General features: G+C 73.8%; 16 protein-coding genes. 8 read left to right on the top strand and 8 right to left on the bottom strand.

Annotation, left to right across the window (positions count from 1 at the left end):
- Nucleotides 1–936, bottom strand: a complete 936-nt coding sequence (locus tag AB0M29_RS29695; protein WP_365388123.1) for a sugar ABC transporter permease — start codon at nt 934–936, stop codon at nt 1–3.
- A 268-nt stretch (nt 937–1204) separates the two neighbouring features.
- Here AB0M29_RS29695 and AB0M29_RS29690 point away from each other — a divergent pair, with 268 nt between their 5' ends.
- Nucleotides 1205–2293, top strand: a complete 1089-nt coding sequence (locus AB0M29_RS29690) for a cellulase family glycosylhydrolase (RefSeq protein WP_365388122.1) — start codon at nt 1205–1207, stop codon at nt 2291–2293.
- A 206-nt stretch (nt 2294–2499) separates the two neighbouring features.
- Nucleotides 2500–2838, top strand: a complete 339-nt coding sequence (locus AB0M29_RS29685) for a nuclear transport factor 2 family protein (protein WP_365388120.1) — start codon at nt 2500–2502, stop codon at nt 2836–2838.
- A gap of 6 nt (nt 2839–2844) precedes the next feature.
- Here the strand turns inward: AB0M29_RS29685 and AB0M29_RS29680 are convergent, their stop codons facing one another.
- Together AB0M29_RS29680 and AB0M29_RS29675 are read right to left on the bottom strand one after the other, a co-directional pair.
- Nucleotides 2845–3375, bottom strand: coding sequence for a GNAT family N-acetyltransferase (locus tag AB0M29_RS29680; RefSeq protein WP_365388118.1), 531 nt, complete (start codon nt 3373–3375; stop codon nt 2845–2847).
- A gap of 78 nt (nt 3376–3453) precedes the next feature.
- Nucleotides 3454–4947, bottom strand: coding sequence for an MFS transporter (locus AB0M29_RS29675; RefSeq protein WP_365388116.1), 1494 nt, complete (start codon nt 4945–4947; stop codon nt 3454–3456).
- Between the two features lie 161 nt (nt 4948–5108).
- On the opposite strand from AB0M29_RS29675, the gene AB0M29_RS29670 reads away from it, so the two are divergent.
- A complete protein-coding gene (locus AB0M29_RS29670) occupies nt 5109–6107 on the top strand; it encodes an Lrp/AsnC family transcriptional regulator (RefSeq protein ID WP_365388114.1) in 999 nt (332 codons plus the stop codon).
- Between the two features lie 16 nt (nt 6108–6123).
- Here AB0M29_RS29670 and AB0M29_RS29665 read toward each other — a convergent pair whose 3' ends face one another.
- Nucleotides 6124–6927, bottom strand: coding sequence for a methyltransferase domain-containing protein (locus tag AB0M29_RS29665; protein ID WP_365388112.1), 804 nt, complete (start codon nt 6925–6927; stop codon nt 6124–6126).
- A gap of 204 nt (nt 6928–7131) precedes the next feature.
- Here AB0M29_RS29665 and AB0M29_RS29660 point away from each other — a divergent pair, with 204 nt between their 5' ends.
- A complete protein-coding gene (locus tag AB0M29_RS29660; RefSeq protein WP_365388143.1) occupies nt 7132–9354 on the top strand; it encodes a helicase in 2223 nt (740 codons plus the stop codon).
- Between the two features lie 22 nt (nt 9355–9376).
- Here AB0M29_RS29660 and AB0M29_RS29655 read toward each other — a convergent pair whose 3' ends face one another.
- The 4 genes from AB0M29_RS29655 to AB0M29_RS29640 all read right to left on the bottom strand — a co-directional run bounded on the left by AB0M29_RS29655 (nt 9377) and on the right by AB0M29_RS29640 (nt 14980).
- Nucleotides 9377–10762 carry a Fic family protein gene (locus AB0M29_RS29655; protein WP_365388111.1) on the bottom strand — a complete coding sequence of 462 codons (1386 nt, stop codon included), beginning with the start codon at nt 10760–10762 and terminating at the stop codon, nt 9377–9379.
- Between the two features lie 99 nt (nt 10763–10861).
- Entirely contained in the window at nt 10862–11419 is a 558-nt protein-coding gene (locus AB0M29_RS29650) for an XRE family transcriptional regulator (RefSeq protein ID WP_365388109.1), read from the bottom strand.
- Between the two features lie 6 nt (nt 11420–11425).
- A complete protein-coding gene (locus tag AB0M29_RS29645; protein ID WP_365388106.1) occupies nt 11426–13582 on the bottom strand; it encodes a helix-turn-helix transcriptional regulator in 2157 nt (718 codons plus the stop codon).
- A 105-nt stretch (nt 13583–13687) separates the two neighbouring features.
- Nucleotides 13688–14980, bottom strand: coding sequence for a helix-turn-helix domain-containing protein (locus AB0M29_RS29640; RefSeq protein ID WP_365388104.1), 1293 nt, complete (start codon nt 14978–14980; stop codon nt 13688–13690).
- A gap of 267 nt (nt 14981–15247) precedes the next feature.
- Here AB0M29_RS29640 and AB0M29_RS29635 point away from each other — a divergent pair, with 267 nt between their 5' ends.
- From AB0M29_RS29635 to AB0M29_RS29620, 4 genes are all read left to right on the top strand, one after another.
- On the top strand, nt 15248–16486 hold the full coding sequence (locus AB0M29_RS29635; RefSeq protein ID WP_365388141.1) for a YncE family protein: 1239 nt from the start codon (nt 15248–15250) through the stop codon (nt 16484–16486).
- A 109-nt stretch (nt 16487–16595) separates the two neighbouring features.
- Nucleotides 16596–17465, top strand: a complete 870-nt coding sequence (locus tag AB0M29_RS29630) for a DUF4184 family protein (RefSeq protein ID WP_365388102.1) — start codon at nt 16596–16598, stop codon at nt 17463–17465.
- Nucleotides 17466–17648: 183 nt separating this feature from the next.
- On the top strand, nt 17649–18209 hold the full coding sequence (locus AB0M29_RS29625) for a hypothetical protein (protein WP_365388100.1): 561 nt from the start codon (nt 17649–17651) through the stop codon (nt 18207–18209).
- Nucleotides 18210–18372: 163 nt separating this feature from the next.
- Nucleotides 18373–19194, top strand: a complete 822-nt coding sequence (locus AB0M29_RS29620; RefSeq protein ID WP_365388099.1) for a thioesterase family protein — start codon at nt 18373–18375, stop codon at nt 19192–19194.
- Nucleotides 19195–19231 lie beyond the last annotated feature (37 nt).

The following is a 19231-nucleotide window of genomic DNA, read 5'->3' as shown; positions in this document are numbered from 1 at the left end:
TCAGCTCTCCTTGCGCATGCCGCGCAGCTGCACGGCGTAAGCGACGATCATCGTGACGACTCCCATGAGGATCGCGACGGTCGCGGCGTAGTTGTGCTGCCGGCCGGCGAACGACAGGGAGTAGGTGTAGAGGTTGGGCGTGAAGTACGTGGTGATCGCGTTGGGCGCCAGGCTCTTGAGGATGCTCGGCTCGTTGAACAGCTGGAAGCTGCCGATCACCGAGAACACCGTGGCGATCACCAGGGCGCCGCGGATCGCCGGGATCTTGATCGAGGCGATCACCCGCCACTGCCCGGCGCCGTCGATCTCGGCGGCCTCGTACAGCGAGGTCGGGATCACCCGCAGCGCCGCGTAGAAGATCAGCATGTTGTAGCCGACGAACTCCCACGTCACGATGTTGCCGATGGCGGCCAGCACCCAGTGCGGGCCGAGCGGGTCGGGTATCGAGGTGTGCAGGTGCGCGTTGAGGCTCGCCACCAGGCCGAATCTCTTGCCGTACATGAAGCCCCACATGAGGGTGGCGACCACCGCGGGCACGGCGTAGGGCAGGAAGATCGAGATCCGGAAGAAGCCGCGGCCGTAGAGGCGCCCGCTGTCGAGGGCGAGGGCGACGAGCAGAGCGATGCCCAGCATGACCGGCACCTGGACAGCCAGGAAGAGCGCCACCCGCCCGAGCCCCGACCAGAACTCGTGGTCGCCGAACGCCTGCCGGTAGTTGGCCAGGCCCACGAAGTGGTTGCCGCCGATCAACTGGTCGCGGTACAGGCTGAGATAGACCGAGTACGCGATCGGCGCGAGGAAGACCAGCGCGAAGACGGCGATGAACGGCCCGACGAAGCCCCAGCCGGTCCACCGCCTTCCGCGGCCCGGCCCTCGCGGGCGGGACGCGGCGGACGCGCGTCCGCTCCTCGCCGTCGGGGGTGCAGTGCTTGCCATGTCGCGTTCCCTGGTGTCGTGGCCGATGCCCATACGAGCGGGCCGGTCCTCTCCCGGCAGATGGTTACGTAACCATCGGCGTCCTGGCAAGACTCTGGAGCAGATCAATGTTTACGTAATCTTCGCGGCGCGAAGCCCTTGACGCATCCGAACCGGACGGCTCAAACTCGCCTACCAGTCACTGATGGCAGCGCAAACATCGTCCATGCCGCCGTCGCCCGCCGCGGGGACCAGCGGACATTCCCCGCATGCACCGAGAGGCGCCTCCATGCCCATCCACTCGTCCCGGCGGGCCCTGCGCCGCCTGGTCGCCACCGCCGTGGCAACCGGCACGACCGCCCTGCTCTGCGCCGTACCGGCAGCGGCCGCACACCCGGCGGACCCGGCGCCCGCTGCCGCCCCCGCCCACGCCCAGGCACCGGACACCAGCCGGTTCAAGGGCGTCAACTGGGCCGATCCGCGCGACAACTACGCCGACGACCCGGTGGTCCTGTCCGGCCTGTCGCTGTCCGACGGCTACGCCACGACGTATACCAAGGCCCACCGGATCATCGCCGCGTTCCGCGCCAACCTGGGCGCCGACACCGTCCGGCTCCCGATCAACCCGTATACCGTCAACGGCCCCTACTGGCACGCCTACCGCGCCGTCATCGACGCCGCCACCGCCCAGGGATTCCAGGTGATCGTCTCCTACTGGGAGGGCACCGGCGCCCGCAAGGACGGCCTGATCGACGACACCGCCGCCTTCTGGCGGATGTGGACCACGGTGACCCGCACGTACACCGGCAACCACCGGGTGTACTTCGAGCCGATGAACGAGCCCCACGGCTACACCCCCGGCCAGTGGGCCGACATCGCCGCGCAGTGGCTGCACACCTTCCCGGCCGTCCCCCGCGACCGGATCTTCGTCAGCGGCAGCGGCTACAACGACAGCGTCGTGTCCGTCTGCGCCGACCCCCGCCTGAAGGGCACCTACCTCTCCCTCCACCACTACGGTTTCTGGGGCACGCACACCTACGACGAGTGGACCGCCGACCTGAAGCAGCGCCTGGGCGACTGCGCGGGACGCACCGTCGCCGACGAGTTCGGCTCCTCGATGACCACCGGACTGGACTACGACCAGCCCGCCGACGGCAACAACGAGGTCGCCTTCCTCCAGGCCGACACCGACGTCTTCCGGGCCCTGCACATGGGTGCCGTGTACTGGCCGGGCCTTCGCACCGGCGACACCTACAGCCTCGAATCCCTCACCGGCAGCCCCGACGCCCCCTGGCTGACCACCAACAACCCCAGCGGCGCCGACCGCCTGGCCTGGGCCTGGGGCCGCGGCAAGCCCGCTACCGAGAGCGCCCGCTGAGGCACACTCCCCCACTGACGCGACACCCCCGGGGTGCCGCACGGCCGGTCGCCGCCGCCTCCCGGCGACCGGCCGCACCGTGCTCGGCCCCGGCCCCGACGCCGCGGGGTGACCGCCTGGAGTCCGGCAAGGCGCCGCCGGACTCGCAGGGCCGGCTCTTACGCTGGGTGGACAGGGCAGTCCGGCCGACCCAGCACGGAGGTCGCATGAAGAACGACCCGGCGAGCGTCGTCGAGGAGGCGTTCCGTTGCTACCGGGAGCAGGACCGCGAGGCGGCCCTCCCGCTCTACGCCGACGACTTCACCTTCACCAGCCCGCAGGACGACCACATCGACAAGGCGGAGTTCTTCGCCCGGTGTTTCCCCACCGCCGACCGGTTCACCGAACAGCGCCTGCTGCACGTCACGCCCGCTGACGACCAACTGGTCCTCGTGTACTACGAGTACGTGCTCACCACGGGCGACCGGCACCGCAACGTCGAGGCCATCACCGTACGGGACGGGCTGATCCGGGAGGTGCAGGTCTTCTTCGGCGGCCGGGCGTGACGCGTGTCAGCGCGCGCGGGGCTCGTCCCCCAGGGCCCCGGCCGGAGCGGTGACGTCCGCGAGGCCGCGGAGGTACTCCAGGCCGGGGTGGCCGTCCAGCTCCCGCGCGCCGACGACGGTGAAGCCCGTGCGGACCAGTACGGCCCGCGACGCCAGGTTGTCCTCCCGGGACGCGGCCCGCAGCACGGTCAGCCCGTAGCCGCGGGCGGCGATGCCGCACATCTCCCGTACGGCCCAGGTGGCCAGCCCGCGGCCCGCGGCGCGTTCGGCGATCCGGTACCCGAGGTCGGCGCCGCCGTCGGCCACGTCGTAGAGATTGATCCGCCCGAGCACCTCGCCTTCGGCGCCCACCACCACGTGGAAGTAGCACTCCCCGCTGTCCTGCTCCGCGAACAGGGCGCTGAGCTGCTCGTCGAACCGCGCGAAGAACGCGTCACCCCGGTCGGGGACGGCCGCGGCGAAGTACGCCCGGTTCTCCCGCTCGAAGGTGAGCAACGCGTCTGCGTGGTCGGGACGGAGGAGCTGTATCTCGGGCATGCCCAGGAATATAGACACCGCGGCCCCCACCGGGCCCGTCCTTTTTTGGCGGCGCGATGGACGGGCCTGCCGTCGTCGCTACGACGCCCGGCGCTGCCGGCTCAGGTCGCCCTCCTGGTCCCGCGGGCGGGCCGTCATCAGCGCCGCGGCCAGCGCGGTCGCCGCCAGGATCGCCCCCGCCGTGCCGAGGGCGGCCTGGGCGGCGGTGCGGGGGCTGCCGTCGGTGGTGAGGTAGACACCGCCGACCACCGCGAGGCCGAGCGTGCCGCCCAACTGCTGGACGGCGTTGAGGAGTCCGGCCGCCGAGCCGGTCTCCTGCGGGCCGACGCCGCTCAGGGCGGTGGTGAAGAACGGCGGGGTGAACAGGCCGGTGCCCAGCCCCGCGACGGCCAGCGCGAACGGCAGTCCGGCCGGGTACGCGGCCGGGGCGGCGGCGCGGTAGGCGAGGATCGCGGCGACGAGTCCGACCGCGAGGGCGGCGACACCCGCGTGCATCACCCGGGTCCCGTACCGCGGCACCAGATACGCGCCCGCGGCCCACGACCCGGCACCCAGCCCCGCCGACCACGGCAGCAGTGTCAGGCCGGCGGCCAACGGGCCGCGGTGCAGGCCGAGTTCCAGGTGGAGCACCACGGTCATCATGACGCCGTTCATGACGGCGAAGAAGAGCGTGGAGGTGGCCAGGGCGGCGGGGAAGGCGCGGCCCCGCAGCAGCGCCGGTTCGACCAGCGGGGCCCTGCCCTGTCGCGCGGATCGGCGCTGGTGGGCCACGAACAGGACCAGCACGGCCGCGCCCGCACCCGCCGCCGCCCAGCCGCCGGGGCCCGGAGTGCCGGTCGCCAGCGGGCACACCACCAGCGCGGTGCCGGTCATCGCCAGCGCCGTACCCAGCGGGTCGAGCCGCGGCCGTACCGGCGCCCGGTCCTCGCGCAGCCTCCGCGCGATCACCAGCACCACCGCTGCGAGGGGCAGGTTGACCAGGAAGCAGGCGCGCCAGGAGGAGCCGAAGAGGTCGGCGTGGGTGAGGACACCGCCGAGGACCGGGCCGAGGACCGCGGACAGGCCCATCACCGGGCCGATCGTGCCCAGCGCCCTGGGCAGTTCGTCGCCGTCGAACATCGCCCGGATCAGACCGAACGTCTGCGGGATGACCAGCGCCGCCGCGCCGCCTTGCAGCGCGCGCAGCCCGATGAGCACCTCCGGGTCCGGTGCGAGCGCGCACGCCAGGGAGGCGGCCGCGAAGGCGGCCACTCCGACGCGGAAGACACGGCGGCGGCCCGCGATGTCGCCGAGCCGGGCACCGGTCAGCAGCCCGAGGGCGAACGCGAGGGTGTAGGCGGCGCTGAACCACGGGATGACGGCGTCCGCGCCGCCCAGATCGGTGTGGATCACCGGCCCCGCGACCTGCACGATCGTCGCGTCGAGCAGGTTCATCGCCTCCGCGACCAGCACCGCGGCGAGGGCGGCCCACCGCCAGCGGTACACGGTCGGTGCGGGCGGTGAGGGCGGCGCGACGGCCTGCGGCTCCTGGCCGGTGACGCCCGGCGTGCCGTGACGGGTGCTGTGGGACATACGTCCTCCCCTGGTGGTGCGAGGCGCGGCTCGCGTACGGGGGCCCGCGAGGCGCGGCGGACCCTGACCGGTCACCACCTTCCGGGGCCGCCATGTTCTGGTTCCATCTCCGTCGCGGAGATCGATGATTTCTGCCATCAACAGGAGTTAGATTGCTGGATATGCTCGCACTGGACGACCTCGACCGCGGACTGATCCACGCCCTGCACATCGACGCGCGGGCCCCGTTCACGCTCCTCGCCGATGTCCTCGGCTCCTCGACCCAGACGGTGGTGCGCCGCTACCGGCGCCTGTACGCGCAGGCGGGGCTCCGGGTGGTCGCGCTGCCCACCCCGCGCGGCTCCGGCACCCACCAGTGGTTCGTACGGCTCACGGCGGCCACGCGTACCGCCCATGACATCGCCGTCGCGCTCGCCCGCCGCCCCGACACCTCGTGGGTACGGCTGACCTCCGGCGGGACGGAGATCGTCGCGATCATCCACACCACACCCACCGGCCCCGACGCCCACGCCCTCCTGCTCCGCGACATCCCCCGTACCAGCGGCATCACCGCGGTCTCCGCCCACTACCTGCTGCACACCTACCTCGGCGGACCCACCGCGTGGCGCGGACGCGTCGACACCCTCGACGCCGGCCAGCAGACACGGCTGCGCGCCGGGAGCGGGGCCGGACCCGAACCGGGCGTGCCCCGGGCGGAGTCGGCCGGCTCCGCCTACCTGCTCACCGATGCCGACCGCGTGCTGCTGGAGGCGCTCCGCGAGGACGCCCGCCTCAGTTACGCGGAACTCGCCGCCGCGACCGGTGCGACACCCGCCACCGCGGCCCGCAGACTCGCCGAACTCCGGTCACGTGACGCGCTGTTCTTCGACGTCGACATCGACCCGTCGCTGCTGGGCGTGACCGTGTCGGCGCTGTTGTGGATGCAGGTCGCCCCCTCCCGCCTGGACGCCGTCGCCACCGAGCTGGCCGGGCACCACGAACTGGCCGTCGTCGCCGCGACCACCGGCCCCACCAACCTCGTCGCCCACGCCCTGTGCGGTGACGCGGAGGAACTCCACCACTACCTCACCCGCAAGATCGCCCTGGACCCCATCACCCGTATCGAAACCGCCCCGGTCCTGCGTACGTACAAAGCCGCCACCACGCTGCGCACCCCGTGACAACCCCGCCGCACCGCTACGGGCGGCGGCCCCAGGCGGAGATCATCGGGGCCGTGGCGAGGTCGAGGCGGCCGGTGGCGACGTTGGCGAGGTGGCGGTCGATCTCCTCGTCGGTGGCCAGGTGCTGCGCGGTGAGGTGGTGCCGGATCTGGCGCACCGTCGCGTCCTCGAGCACGGTGCAGGCGGGCGAGGTGAGGGGGAAGTAGGCGTCGGCGGCCACATCGGCAAGGCCTGCTTCGCGGAGCACGCGCGGGAGGGTGCGGCCGTAGCCGAGGTCGGCGCCGCGGGCCGCCATCAGGGTGCGGAAGCCGGTGCGCAGCCGGTTGGCGAGCCGCTGTTCCGGGCCCGACTCGTCCGGGCAGAGCAGCGGCTGCAGGGCGGGGTCGGCGTCCTCCAGCAGCAGCCACCCGCCGGGGCGCAGCGCCTGGACCATCCGGCGCAGGGCCTCGGCGCGGTCGGTGACGTGCACCAGGACCAGCCGGGCGTGGACGAGGTCGAAGGCGCCGGGCGGGGGCGGATCGGCGGCCACGTCGTGGCGGAGCACCTCGATGGCGCCGCCCGCGATGTCGCGGGTCCAGGAAGTGTCGATGTCGGTGGCGACCACGGTGCCCGTCGGGCCGACGCGCTCGGCCAGCCCCAGCGGTACGGAGGGGCCGCCCGCGCCGACCTCCCAGCAGCGCATCCCCGCGCCGATGCCGAGCGCGTCGATGTGGCGGAAGGTCACCGGGTCGAAGAGTTCGGCGAGCGCGCCGAAGCGGACACCCGCCTGCGCCTGCTTGTTGTCCAGCAGATAGCCGCTGTCGCCGCCGTGCTCAGCCATGGGGCCGATTCTGGCAGACGGGTCTCCCAGGGCGGCGGCCCCGTCCCGGCCACCGGAAATGCCCGTGCCGCAATTGCGGCACGGGCATTTCCTCGCGTATATTGAGTTTTTCTGTGTGCGCACAGAAAAAGGCCCCTCAGCGGGGGCCACGAGAAGCACGTTATCGGACAGGGGGCGACTTTGTCAACTCGCGAGACCGTCGAATTGCGGAATGAGCAGGAATACCTCGACCGGCTCTACGACCGTGTCGACACGCTGCGCGGTGTCGCCGCCGAGCGTGTCGCCGAGGCGTTGACGCCGGTGGGGAACGGGCTGCAGGCGCGGCTCGAACGGGATGTGCTCGTCGCCGAGCGGTCCGGCCTGCTGGCGGCTCTGAATGCGGTGGACGGCTCGCTGTGCTTCGGCCGTATTGATCTGCGGGACGGCTCGGCGCACCATATCGGCCGTATCGGAATTCGTGCGGACGACACGGAACGCACACCCCTGCTGATCGACTGGCGGGCGCCGGTCGCCCGGCCGTTCTATCTGGCCACCGGGCACACCCCGATGGGCCTGCGGCGCCGCCGCCACATCGGCACCGAGGGCCGCACGGTGACCGAGCTGCACGACGAGATCCTCGACCTCGGGGACAGCGAGCGCAGCGGTTTCGAGGACCCCAGCGGTGACGCCGTGCTGCTCGCCGCGCTCAGCTCCGCCCGCACCGGGCGGATGGGCGACATCGTGCGGACCATCCAGGCGGAGCAGGACCATGTCATCCGGGCCCCGCACCGCGGGGTGCTGGTCGTCGAGGGCGGGCCGGGCACCGGCAAGACGGCGGTCGCCCTGCACCGGGCGGCGTTCCTGCTGTACGAGCAGCGGGAGCTGCTGGCCAAGCGGGCGGTGCTGGTGGTCGGTCCCAACCCGGTGTTCCTGCGGTACATCGGCGAGGTGCTGCCCGCGCTCGGTGAGACCGGCGTCATGCTGGCGACCCAGGCCGAGCTCTTCCCCGGTGTCCACGCCCGCGGCACCGACACGCCCCGCGCCGCCGCGGTCAAGGGCGGTGCGGGGATGGCCGAGGCGCTCGCCCTCGCCGTACGCGACCGGCAGAACCTGCCGGAGCCGGGCGCGCCGGTGGTCGTCGCGCACGACGACGGTGACCTCGTGCTGGACTGGGAGATCGCCTACGAGGCCCGGCAGGCGGCCCGCGAGACCGCGCTGCCGCACAACCTGGCCCGCCCGTACTTCGCGTTCCACGTCATCGACGCGCTGACCGCGCAGCTCGCCGAGCGGATCGGCGCGGACCCGTACGGCGGCCCGAACTTCCTCGGCGCGGACGACATCGCGCAGCTCGGCAAGGGCGTCGCGGCCAGTGAGGAGGTGCGTGCCGCGATCGCGGAGCTGTGGCCGGCGCTGACGCCCGAGGACTTCCTCGCCGGCTATCTCGCCGACCCGGTGTATCTGCCCGCCGAGGACGCGGACGCCATCCGGCGCGCGGCCGCGGCCCCGGGCGCGCGGGACGACTGGACCCCGGCCGACGTGCCGCTGCTGGACGAGGCGGCCGAGCTGCTCGGCAGCGACGACAGCGCCGCGCGGGCCGCCGCCGAGGCCGTACGGCAGGAGCGGATCGCGTACGCGCAGGGCGTGCTGGACCTGTCGCAGGGGTCGGCGACCTACGAGTTCGAGGACGAGGAGTCCGAGATCCTGGCCGCCCACGACATCATCGACGCCGAGCGGATGGCCGAGCGGCAGGAGGAGGCCGACCACCGCAGCGCCGCCGAGCGGGCCGCCGCCGACCGGACCTGGGCGTTCGGCCACATCATCGTCGACGAGGCGCAGGAACTCTCGCCGATGGCCTGGCGGTTGCTGATGCGCCGCTCCCCCACCCGCTCGCTGACGCTGGTCGGCGACCCGGCGCAGACCTCGGAGGAGGGCGGCGTCGGTTCGTGGCGGGCGATCCTGGAGCCGTACGTCGGTGACCGCTTCGCGCATGTGCGGCTGGGGGTCAACTACCGTACGCCCACCGAGATCATGGACCTGGCCGCCCGGGTCGTCCGCGCCCAGGACCCGTCGTTCGCACCGCCCGCGTCGGTGCGCTCCACCGGCGAGAAGCCGTGGACGCGCGACTCGGGCGCGGATCTGGCGGGCGCGGTGGCGCGAGCAGTCGCCGAATTCACCCCGGAAGAGGGGCGGTTGGCGGTGATCGCGCCGCGCGAGCTGCACGAGGAGATCGCCGCCGGGCTCGACGGCGTCACCGCGGGCGCCGAACCCGACCTCACCCGGCCGGTGGTGCTGCTCGGCCCGCGCCAGGCCAAGGGCCTGGAGTTCGACCACGTGCTGGTGGTGGAGCCGGGCCGCTTCGGGACCAGCGACCTGTATGTGGCGCTCACCCGCGCCACGCAGCGCCTCGGCATCGTGCACCGGGAGGAGCTGCCCGAGTCCCTGCGCTGACGGGCCGCTCACGGGCTCCCGGCTACGGGCTCACGGCGGTGGGTGCGACGGCCCTGCGGCGGGTCTCCTTCATGTGCAGGTCCACATAGCGGGTCAGGGCCACGGCGTCGCGGGGAGCGTCGGCCCGGAAGGAGTGGCGGCGCAGCAGGCTGACCTTGTCCAGCACCACGCCCTCGCGGGGCAGGACGAAGACCAGGGTGAGGAAGGCCGCGCGGGCGTTGCCGTCGTCGAAGGGGTGGAAGAAGCAGACGTCGAGATAGGCACGAGCCGCGCGGGCGGGCAGCGACATGGGACGCGCGTCGTCCGCCGCGCTCTGCGCCAGGCACGCGTCCAGCCGCGCCCGGGTGTCGGGGCCGATGCCGTAGCGTTCCCGGCCGCGCTTGGCGAAGGCGGGCTCGGTACGGAACGGCGGCAACCGCTCGCCGCCCAGGACGTGTTGCTGCCAGCGGCGGATCGTCGCGAAGTCCAGCGGGGCGCCGCGGGCGGCGTCGGCCCGCAGCGCTTCCAGGGCGGCGAGCAGCCCGGCGGCCCTGGCCGCGTCCACGCTGCCGTCGAAGGCTCTGATGTCCTCCGCCGCGCCGTCACGGAACGGGATCACCGGCTCGTCGCCGTCCGCGCGGCTGTCCGGTACCTCGTGCCAGGGCGCCTCGTCCCGCACCGCGAGCCAGCGCTCCAGGTGGTCGGGGAGTGCGTCGGACGGCGCCGCGCCGTCGTCGGGCCGCAGCGACAGCGCGAGCTTCTCCGCGATGTCGTCGACCAGCACCGGGTCGGGGCCGCTCCAGGACTTGAACCGCCCGCCGACCGCCTCCTCGACCAGTTCCCGTGCCAGGTCGGGCGGGACTCCCCAGCGGCTGAGGAACCAGCTGAGGACCTGGTGGCAGTGCCCGTACCAGCCGCTGCCGCACCCGGTGCGGTCGGTCACCTGGAGGATGATGTTGCGGGCCGCGCGCTCCCACAGGATCCGCTGGTCCTCGACGGCGGTCAGCTCCAGCGGATACGCCTCGAACCACCGGGCGAGGGTCTCCAGCCAGTCCCGCCACTCGCACAGTCCCGCCACGACCCGGTCGAGCGTCTCCTCCGGGGTGGCCATCGAGTGCATCGGGCAGCACCAGCTGCCCACCGGCCCGCCGTCGAAGTCCCCCTCGTCGAGTGCCCAGCGCCAGCCGGCGGCCCACAGGCCGTACCGCTCCACCAGCGCGTGCGACATCGCGTCGCCCCAGAGCCGGCCTTCGTTCCAGCTCCACTCGCTCATCACCCGATCGGCGAACGACACCTCGGGCCGCCGCGGCACCTGGCGGGCGGGCCCGAGCGAGCGCACCACCTCCGCGGCCGACGCCGCGTCGAAGGGGTGACGGGCGGGGTCCACCTCGTCCCAGCGCAGGACGCCGGGGAGCAGATCGGGAGTCACCGCGCAAGACTGCCACGCCCGCCCACCCTCGGGCCAAGGGGTTTTCCGCGGGGAGCCGCGCCCTGGAGACGCCGGGCACCGGAACGTGAACCCGCAGGTCTAGAAGTCGAGTTCCACGTAGTCGATGTCGGTGAACTCGACCGCGAGGTCCTGGGCGCGGCGGCCGCGGTCCTTGAAGTAGATCTCCTGGAGCCCCTCGGCGGCGATGGCCCGCAGTTGCTGCTCGGTGGCGCCCGCGGCCCGCGCGTCGAAGAGGCGGGCGGCGTAGGCGGGCGGGAGGTGCTGGGTGATACGGCGTACCCGGGCGTCGTCGGTGGTACCGGGCGCGGCGGTGAAGCCGAAGCGGGCGCGGGTCTCGATGACGATGCCGCCGGTCTGCGCGGCGCGCTTCTTGGCGCGGTCCTGGACGCGGGGCTGCCAGTCGCGGCGGACCTCGCGGGCGAGAAGGGCGGCGAGGTCCTTGCGGGGCTGCTTGAGCTGGCCCTTCACATAGCGTTCCACGGTCCGTTGGGAGATGCCGAGGCGCTCGGCGACCGCGCGGGTGGAGCCCTTGGAGACCTTGACGAGGAAGCGCATCTGGGCGGGCGCGGTCTTCGGGATGGGGCGCGTGGCGGTGTTCGCGGTGGCCTTGTCGAGGCTGTCGGCGAGGATGCCCATCGGCTGCTACTCTCCGTCGTCTTCGGCGCCGGGGCCCTTGATGTGCCGGGCCGGATTGTGCCGCTGCTCCAGGAGTTCGACGGCCCAGTACAGCGGTTGGGTGCCCTCGTGCTTGACCATGCCGGGCGAGACGCCGAGCCGGAAGGTGCCGGGCGCCGGTTTCCCGGCCGCGTCGTACGGCAGCACGTCCAGCGGCGACGGCCCCGGCGACGGGTAGACGGCGCAGTCCGACAGCAGCGCGATGGGCAGCAGCGCGTCCTCGCCGAACACCACGGCGCCCGTCGGTACGGGGCCGGTGTGCGTGGCCAGCGCCGTCTTGAGCAGTTTGCGGTGCATGTTGACGCGGGCCGCGGCGATGACGGCGGCCCGGATGTCGGGGCGCCAGGTGGGGCGCTCCAGGGCGGGCCAGCGTTCGCCGGGGCGGTAGTGGGCGCCCTGGGGGCGCTCGCGGAGCTTGCCGATGCCGCCCTTGACGGTCGACTTGATCGCGGAGAGCACCGCGGCCATGCCCGGGTCGCCGTCCTTGTGGCCGTCCATGGCGTCCAGGAAGGCGGCCGGGGACAGGTCCGCGGTGACGCCCAGGTCGGCCATCGTCGTCTTGTAGGCGTCGGCCAGGTGCTTGTACCAGGGGTCCAGGTACGGGCCCGCGTCGGCGCGCACGTACGCCTCCAGCGGGGCGATCGTCACCGGCAGCCGGTAGGTGTCGACCAGTTCGGCGGCGTACGCCACGGTCGCGGTGGCGTACCAGGCCGGGCCCTCGGGGCGGCGGCCGTGCGGGGTGAACGGCGACGGCAGCCGCGGGTCCAGCGCGATACCGGACAGGTCCACCAGCCAACTGCCGGGCAGACCCTTGTCGAAGCGGGGCTCCTTGACGTGCTCGGGTCCCGACAGCCCGACCATCAGCCGGTTGGCGGCCGCGAGGAAGGCGGTGTTCACGTCCACGCCGACCGCGTACGGCAGCGCGCACTCGGCGTCGGTGAGCAGCTCGGGGTCACGGATCCAGTCGTACGCCTCCTCGTCGATCACCTCGGCGGGCGTACGTTCGTGGTGCCGCGCGAACAGCGCGGCCACGACCGGGTGTTCGTCCGGCGCCTCGGGCGGCGCCGGGTCCACCGGCGCGGTGAGCGAGCCGGGCACGGGCCCGGACACCCACGTGTCGGCCGTCTCGTCCTTCACCGCGCGGGTGGGCGGCCGCAGCGCCGTCATCAGTTCGAGACCGGCCACCGCCGTGGAGCCGCGCGGGGTGAGCACGCGGGTGGCGTACGCGCTGAGCACGCGGGCCAGTTCGGCGGGCGGCAACTGCGCGGCGTCGCCCCAGGAGCGGGTGTCCAGCGCGTCCCACGGGAGCACGGCGAGCTGTACGCAACTGCGCTGCCGCCCTTGCGCGGGCCGGTAGACCCGGGCCCACGGCCCGAAGCCGCGCCGCGTCAACTGCCACTTGGCCCTGGTGATCTGGCGTACGACCTGGTGGTCCTCCGGCAGCCGCATCGCCCGCCGGTCCTCCAGCCGCTCGGGCAGCCCGAGCCGTACGGCGGCCGAGGCGGTGAGCACGACCAACGGGTCGGAGTCCTTGCCGAACCGGTGCAGACGCGGCGCGCCGAGCCGCGCCTCGGCCAGCGTCCACGCGACGAGGTCGGGCACGGTGGCCGCCGGGCACTCCAGCACCAGGCCCCCGGCGCAGTAGAGCGAGCCGTCACCGTCGAGCACGGCGAGCGGGCCGTGCGCGAAGCGCGGGTCCGCGGGGGCGACATCGGGCTCCGGCGCCTTCTTCCGCTGCCCGGCCGGGCGTACGGGCGCGGAGGGGGGTTCAGGAGCCGCCCGGTCCGCGATCCCGGCTTGGACGGGAGAGGGGGGTGCGGCGGGCGTCTCCGGGGGCGCCTCGGGCGTCCGCGGGGGCGGCGGGGACGGGTAGCGCTCGGCGAGGCCCTGGAGGAGGCGTACATACGCGGCGCGCTTGGGCGGGCGCGGGTCGGTGCGGCCCGACTCCCAGCCGGTCACGGTCTCTCGCCGCACGACCAGGGCACGGGCGACCTGGTCCTGGCTCAGGCCCGCCGCCTCGCGCAGCCGTTTGCGCTCCGCGGGCTCGGGCAGGTCCTCCTGCGCGGCCGCGAGCTCCAGCAGCGCGTCGACCGACGCGAACAGCCGGTCGGGCTCGTGCGACACCGTGATCACCTCCAGCCGAACCCTACCCAAGGCGCACCGCCGGTCGCGCCGGAACACACACGCGTCGGCACGCCCGCCCCCGCTCGACGGACACCTCGGCGGCGCCTATCCGGCGTCCGGCCCCTCCGCCGCCCGCCCGACACCCGTCACGCCCGCCGCACCGGCCCCGTCCAGCCAGGTCCGCAGCGCCCACCACCAGCGCAGGACCGACAGGACACCCGCGCCCTCGGGGGCCGGGTCCTGGCCCAGGAGGCGGGACAGCCGGGCGAGGCGGTAGCGGACGGTGTTGGGGTGCACGTGCAGGGCGGCGGCGGTCAGGTCGAGACGGCGGCCGAGGTCGAGATGGACCAGGGCGGTACGGGCGAGCTGGTGGTGGAAGGCGTCGCGGGGGTCGAGCCCGCCCAGCAGGTCCCCGGCCAGCAGGTCGGCCAGCACCGGGCGCGCCGCCAGGGCCACTTCACCGGCAAGGTCCGTCAGCCCGTGCACCCCGCCTGCCCTGCCATGGGCAGCGGCGGCGTGCGCCGCGTCCACACAGAGCCCGTAGACCGCGGCGACACCGTCCAGCGGCACCGCGGGTGAGACCACCAGCAGCGGCCCGGCGCCGTCCGGGGGTCCGGCGGGCGGCCGCGGCACCACACCGGCCAGCCGGCCGTCCACCAGACCGAACAGGCCGCCCGGTACGGCGAGGCGCCGCTCCAGGACGCCCGCCCCGGCCGGGTCGGTGACCTGGGAGACGACACAGTGGTAGCGCACACCGGGGCTCAGCCCGGCGCCCGCCAGTTGCTCGGCCGACGGCGGCCCGGGGCGCCCGTGCAGCAGCCGCCGCAGCACCGCGGTGCGGGCGTCGCGTGCGGTGCGGGCCAGTTCCAGCTCGGCGGTGTGATAGCCGTTGATCACATCGCGTTCCATCGCTCCCGCGTGCCGGTCGAAGCGCAGCACCGCGTCCAGCAGCACGACATCGGGCACCCCGGCGGCCCGTCCCCGCGCCACACCGATCTGCAGCGCCCGCCGCCGCCCCGCCTGCACCCCGCGCAGCAGCGAGGTCAGCGGCACGCCCTGCCCGGCCCGGTCCGCGCCCAGCCGGGCCGCGACCGGGTCGTCGCGCGGCGGCTCGCCGCCGGGCCGCTCGAACGACACCAGCCCGCAGGCCAGCAGCACCTCGATATGGCGCCGGTTCTCCGCCACCGGCAGCCCCGCGACCTCGGGCGACGCCTGCCGGGCGGCATCGGTGACCTCCGCCACGACACCGCGGTCGGCGACCATCTCCCGTAACACCGCGGCCAGTACGGCGCGGCCCCGCTCGTACGGCCCGCCGGCCGCGGGGATCTCGGGAGACGGCGGCGGCGCGTCCGGGAGCGGCGACGCGGCGGCCCCCGGTATCGGCAACGGCTCCGGCACGTCCGCCTCCCCTCCGCCCTTCCTGGCAAGGGCGTTGTGCACGACCTACAACCAACTGCCGCCGCGCTGGCAGTCGCAGACCTGTCACGCACGCCCGCCGGACGGTTTCCTGACTGACGGCTACCGAAGGTAACAGAAGCTGACTCTACGGAGACCCCCGTGTCCGAATCCCCCCGCCCCGCCACTCCCCGCACCACGACGTCCCGCCCACGGCGCGCGTCGGCCCGCCGTACGGTGCCGTTGGGCCTGCTCGGCGCCGCGCTGGCCGTGCTCGCGGCCACCGCGGCCCCCGCGCCCGCCGCCACACCGCACCCGGCCGCCGCCCGCGCCGCGGCTCCCCACACCGCCACGTCCGGGCCGCTGCAGGACGTGCTGTTGGTCGGCAACAACTGGGACGGCACCGCCGACGTCCTGCACGACAGCGGCGACTACGCCAAGATCGGCCGGATCGACATCATCCCCGACAAGGCGCAGCGGCTCGCCGAGATCTACCTCAACCCCGTCAAGCTCGCCTACTTCCTGGGCATCCGGCAGGGTCCGGGCGAGGGCCACGACCAGTTCGTCGACGACATGTACACCACGCCCGACGGCACTGCCGTCGTCGCCTCCCGTCCCAGCTTCGCCGACGTCGTGTCCATCAGCCTGGCCGACGGGCACATCAACTGGCGCTTCCCCGTGAGCGGTTACCGCGCCGACCACATGGCCGTCTCCCCCGACGGCACCCGGATCGCGGTGTCGGCCTCCACCTCCAACACCGTGCACGTGCTCGACATCACCACCGGCGCGCAGCTCGGCTCCTTCGCCACCGGCGACAAGCCGCACGAGAACTACTTCACCCATGACGGCCGTTATCTGTGGAACATGTCCATCGGCAACGTGGACACCGCGCTCGACGACCCGTTCTGGGACTTCACCAAGGGCGACCGGCACATCACCATCGTCGACGCGCACACCTTCCAGACCGTGCGCACCATCGACATGCGCCAGCGCCTGAACGCCTTCGGCCGCCCCGACCTGTCCAACGCCGTGCGCCCGGTGGCCTTCTCGCCCGACGAGTCGACGCTGTACTTCCAGGTGTCGTTCTTCAACGGCTTCGTCGAGTACGACATCGCCACCGACCGCATCACCCGGATCAAGACCCTGCCCAAGAACCCCGCCACCAGCGAGGACCGCACCACCTGGGTCAACGACTCCCGCCACCACGGCCTGTCGATGAACCCGCAGGGCACCAAGCTGTGCGTGGCGGGGACCATGGACAACTACGCCACCGTGGTCGACCGGGCCACCCTCCAGGAAGGGCCGCTCGTCCCCGCCTCGACGCCCTACTGGGCGACGGTCAGCGGTGACGGCAAGGACTGCGTCATCTCCGAGGCGGGCGCCGACCGGATCACCGCGATCTCCTTCGCCACCGGGCTCAAGACCGTCAGCGTGCCCGTGGGAGACCACCCGCAGCGGGTGCGCGAGGGCCATATCCCGGCCGACTGGACCGCCCCCTCCGGCTCCTGAGCGTCCTGGGCCTCTGGGCCGTGCTGGCCGGGCGCCTCCCCCGTCCGCCGTCGCCGCGCGCACCGCAGATCGTTTGGCGGCGCGGCGGGCTTGTGGGGAGGATGGGCAGATGCCGTTCACCTTCAGCCATCCCGCCGCCGTACTGCCGCTGCTGCGCGACGGGCGGGGGCGGGGGCCGCTGATCGGGTCGGCGATGGTCGCCGGGTCGCTGGCGCCCGACGTGCCGTTCTTCACCGACTCGCTGGTGCGCGGCACCTTCCGGTACGGCGACGTCACCCACAGCCTCTGGGGAGTGCCGACCGCCGACGTGGCGATCGCCGCCGTCCTGGTGGCCGGCTGGCACTGGCTGCTGCGCGAGCCGCTGGTGGCGCTGGTCCCCGGGCGCTGGGCGGACGCCGCGGACACCCTCACCGCCCCGGCGGGCGGCGGCGCCGACGTACGGACGGCGGGGTGGTTCGCGGTGTCCGCGGCCGTCGGCGCCGCCACCCACGTCGGCTGGGACTCCTTCACCCACGGCGGCCGGGCGGGGGTGCGGCTGCTTCCGGTGCTCGACCGCGTCTACCACGGGCAACCGCTGTACTCGCTGCTGCAGTACGGCTGCTCGGTGCTCGGCCTAGGCGTGCTCGCCTGGTACGTGCCGCGGGCGCTGCGCCGGGCCGCGGCGACCACCCCGGAGGCCGCGCGGCCCGCCACGACCGAGGCCGTCACGACCGCCGCACCGCAGCGCGGCCTGCGGCTGTCACGTAGGGCCAGGACGGCCGTACTGGCCCTCGTCGGGTGCGCCGCGGCGGCCGGTGCGGCGCAGCGGCTGGCACGCTGGGACACCGCCTCGCTGCGCTCCGCACACCTGCTCGACCTGATCCCCACCGCCGCGTTCGGCAGCGGCAGCGGCGCCGCGGCCGGGCTCGCCTGCTACGCGGCCCTGACCCGGCTGCCCGCCGCCCGCCGCCTGGCCGGGCGAACCGCCGGTAACCCGTAGGGCGGGGCCGGCGCGGTAGTCCCGACGGCGAACCGCGCTCCCGCCCAAACGCGCCTACCATCGGGACTACGGGGCATGAGGACCATGGGCCGCTTCCCGCCGTGACGCGGGGGCGGAGCCGTCCACCCTCGGCCCGGCCGCCGACGCGCCGCCGAGGAGCACGGAAGAGGAGGAGCCGGTGCCATGAGCGATGTGAGGGAATCCCAGACCACGACGGCCGATCCCGGCAGTCATGAGCGCATCAGCGGTCCGCAGAACATCCGCAACGAGGCCGAGCGGTTCGACGCCCGCGGGCTGGCCGACGCCAAGGCGGCCGAGGCCGCGCGGGAACACCACGAGGGGCTGTCCGCGCGGTTGGCGGCGTCCGGCAAGGTCGTGCACGACCTGATCGAGAACATGCGCCACTGGGGCACCCCGCCTCGCGAGAACCTGCGGCCGCTGGCCGAGGCGCTGGCACGGCACTGCGCCGCCACCGAGTCCACCGTGCGCCGGGCGCTGGAGGACCACGGCGTGGCACGCGAGGCCGTACGGGAGGACCGCGAGGAGGGCGAGAACCTGCAGCGGCTGCTCACCGGCCTCATCGCCCACGAGCCGCCCGAGGGCACCTATCCGCTGACCGTCGGCGGGATCCTCGCCGACGTCGACCAGTACGTGCTGCACCAGCAGCGCGACCTGATCCCGGTCATCGACAGGGAGCTGAGCGCCACGGAGAGCCGGCGTCTCGCGGGCGCCTTCCACGCCTGACCCGCCCGGGAGTCCGGGAGTTGGGGCTTTCCGGAGTCCCGGATCCGCCGTCCGGCCCTACGAGGGCGGGGCGGCGGGGACGGGGCGCCGCTGGATACGATGCGGGCGGCGCCTCGCGGCTCTGCCTGGCGCCTGGCGGACGCCTCGGTTCTCGCGGAGTGACATGAAGCCCACAGCAGCAGGCACCGGCTCGGACGCGGGGCTGCCCGAAGCCTTCTACCGGGACCTTGGGGACGGGCGGTACGACAGCACGCCGGCCACCGCGGGTCCGTGGAGCCCGAAGGCGCAGCACGCGGGGCCGCCGTCGGCGCTGCTGGGACGGGCGATGGAACGGCACGAGGCGCGGCCCGGGATGCGGATCGCCCGCGTCACGCTGGAGCTGCCGCGGCCGGTGCCGGTGGGCGAACTCCAGGTGAGCGTACGGACGGTGCGCGGTGGCGGGCGGGCCGAACTGCTGGAGGGCGAGATCACCGCGGACGGCAAGCCGGTGCTGCTGGCGCGTGCCTGGCGGATCGTCAGCAGCCCTGCCCGCACACCGCAGTTGCGCCCGGTGCCGGGGCCGCCGCCGCTGCCGGAGGCGCAGCCGGTGCACACGATGACCGACGCGTACATGGACGGCTACATCGCCGCGATGGAGTGGCGTTTCGGGCCCGGCTCTGGCTTCGACTCGCCCGGGCCCGGTACCGCCTGGGCCCGGCAGCGCGTCCCGCTGGTGGCCGGGGAGCAGGACACCCCGCTGACCCGGGCGCTCACCCTGGCCGACAGCAGTTGGGCGGTGGGCTTCGAACTCGACCACCGGCAGGGCTTCGTCATCAACACCGACGTCACCCTGGCGCTGCACCGCGAGCCGGTTGGCGAATGGCTCTGCCTGCGGTCGGCGACCGCCGCCAGCCCGGAGGGCTCCGGACTGGCGGTCGGCCAACTCGACGACATGGCGGGCGACTGCGGCCGCGTCGTGCAGACGCTGCTGGTCACCGAGCGCTGAGGCCGGCACCGGTCACCCGACCGGTCGGCCCGACGCC

Origin of the sequence: Streptomyces sp. NPDC051976, assembly GCF_040680795.1 — a bacterium.
Lineage (GTDB): Bacteria > Actinomycetota > Actinomycetes > Streptomycetales > Streptomycetaceae > Actinacidiphila.
The sequence above is the reverse complement of the archived record's forward strand: the minus strand, read 5'-3'. Positions and strand labels throughout refer to the sequence as shown.

Coding starts and splice junctions, on each gene's coding strand:
- AB0M29_RS29695 (WP_365388123.1), bottom strand. CDS start 936: ATGGCAAGCACTGCACCCCCGACGGCGAGGAGCGGACGCGCGTCCGCC.
- AB0M29_RS29690 (WP_365388122.1), top strand. CDS start 1,205: ATGCCCATCCACTCGTCCCGGCGGGCCCTGCGCCGCCTGGTCGCCACC.
- AB0M29_RS29685 (WP_365388120.1), top strand. CDS start 2,500: ATGAAGAACGACCCGGCGAGCGTCGTCGAGGAGGCGTTCCGTTGCTAC.
- AB0M29_RS29680 (WP_365388118.1), bottom strand. CDS start 3,375: ATGCCCGAGATACAGCTCCTCCGTCCCGACCACGCAGACGCGTTGCTC.
- AB0M29_RS29675 (WP_365388116.1), bottom strand. CDS start 4,947: ATGTCCCACAGCACCCGTCACGGCACGCCGGGCGTCACCGGCCAGGAG.
- AB0M29_RS29670 (WP_365388114.1), top strand. CDS start 5,109: ATGCTCGCACTGGACGACCTCGACCGCGGACTGATCCACGCCCTGCAC.
- AB0M29_RS29665 (WP_365388112.1), bottom strand. CDS start 6,927: ATGGCTGAGCACGGCGGCGACAGCGGCTATCTGCTGGACAACAAGCAG.
- AB0M29_RS29650 (WP_365388109.1), bottom strand. CDS start 11,419: ATGGGCATCCTCGCCGACAGCCTCGACAAGGCCACCGCGAACACCGCC.
- AB0M29_RS29630 (WP_365388102.1), top strand. CDS start 16,596: ATGCCGTTCACCTTCAGCCATCCCGCCGCCGTACTGCCGCTGCTGCGC.
- AB0M29_RS29625 (WP_365388100.1), top strand. CDS start 17,649: ATGAGCGATGTGAGGGAATCCCAGACCACGACGGCCGATCCCGGCAGT.
- AB0M29_RS29620 (WP_365388099.1), top strand. CDS start 18,373: ATGAAGCCCACAGCAGCAGGCACCGGCTCGGACGCGGGGCTGCCCGAA.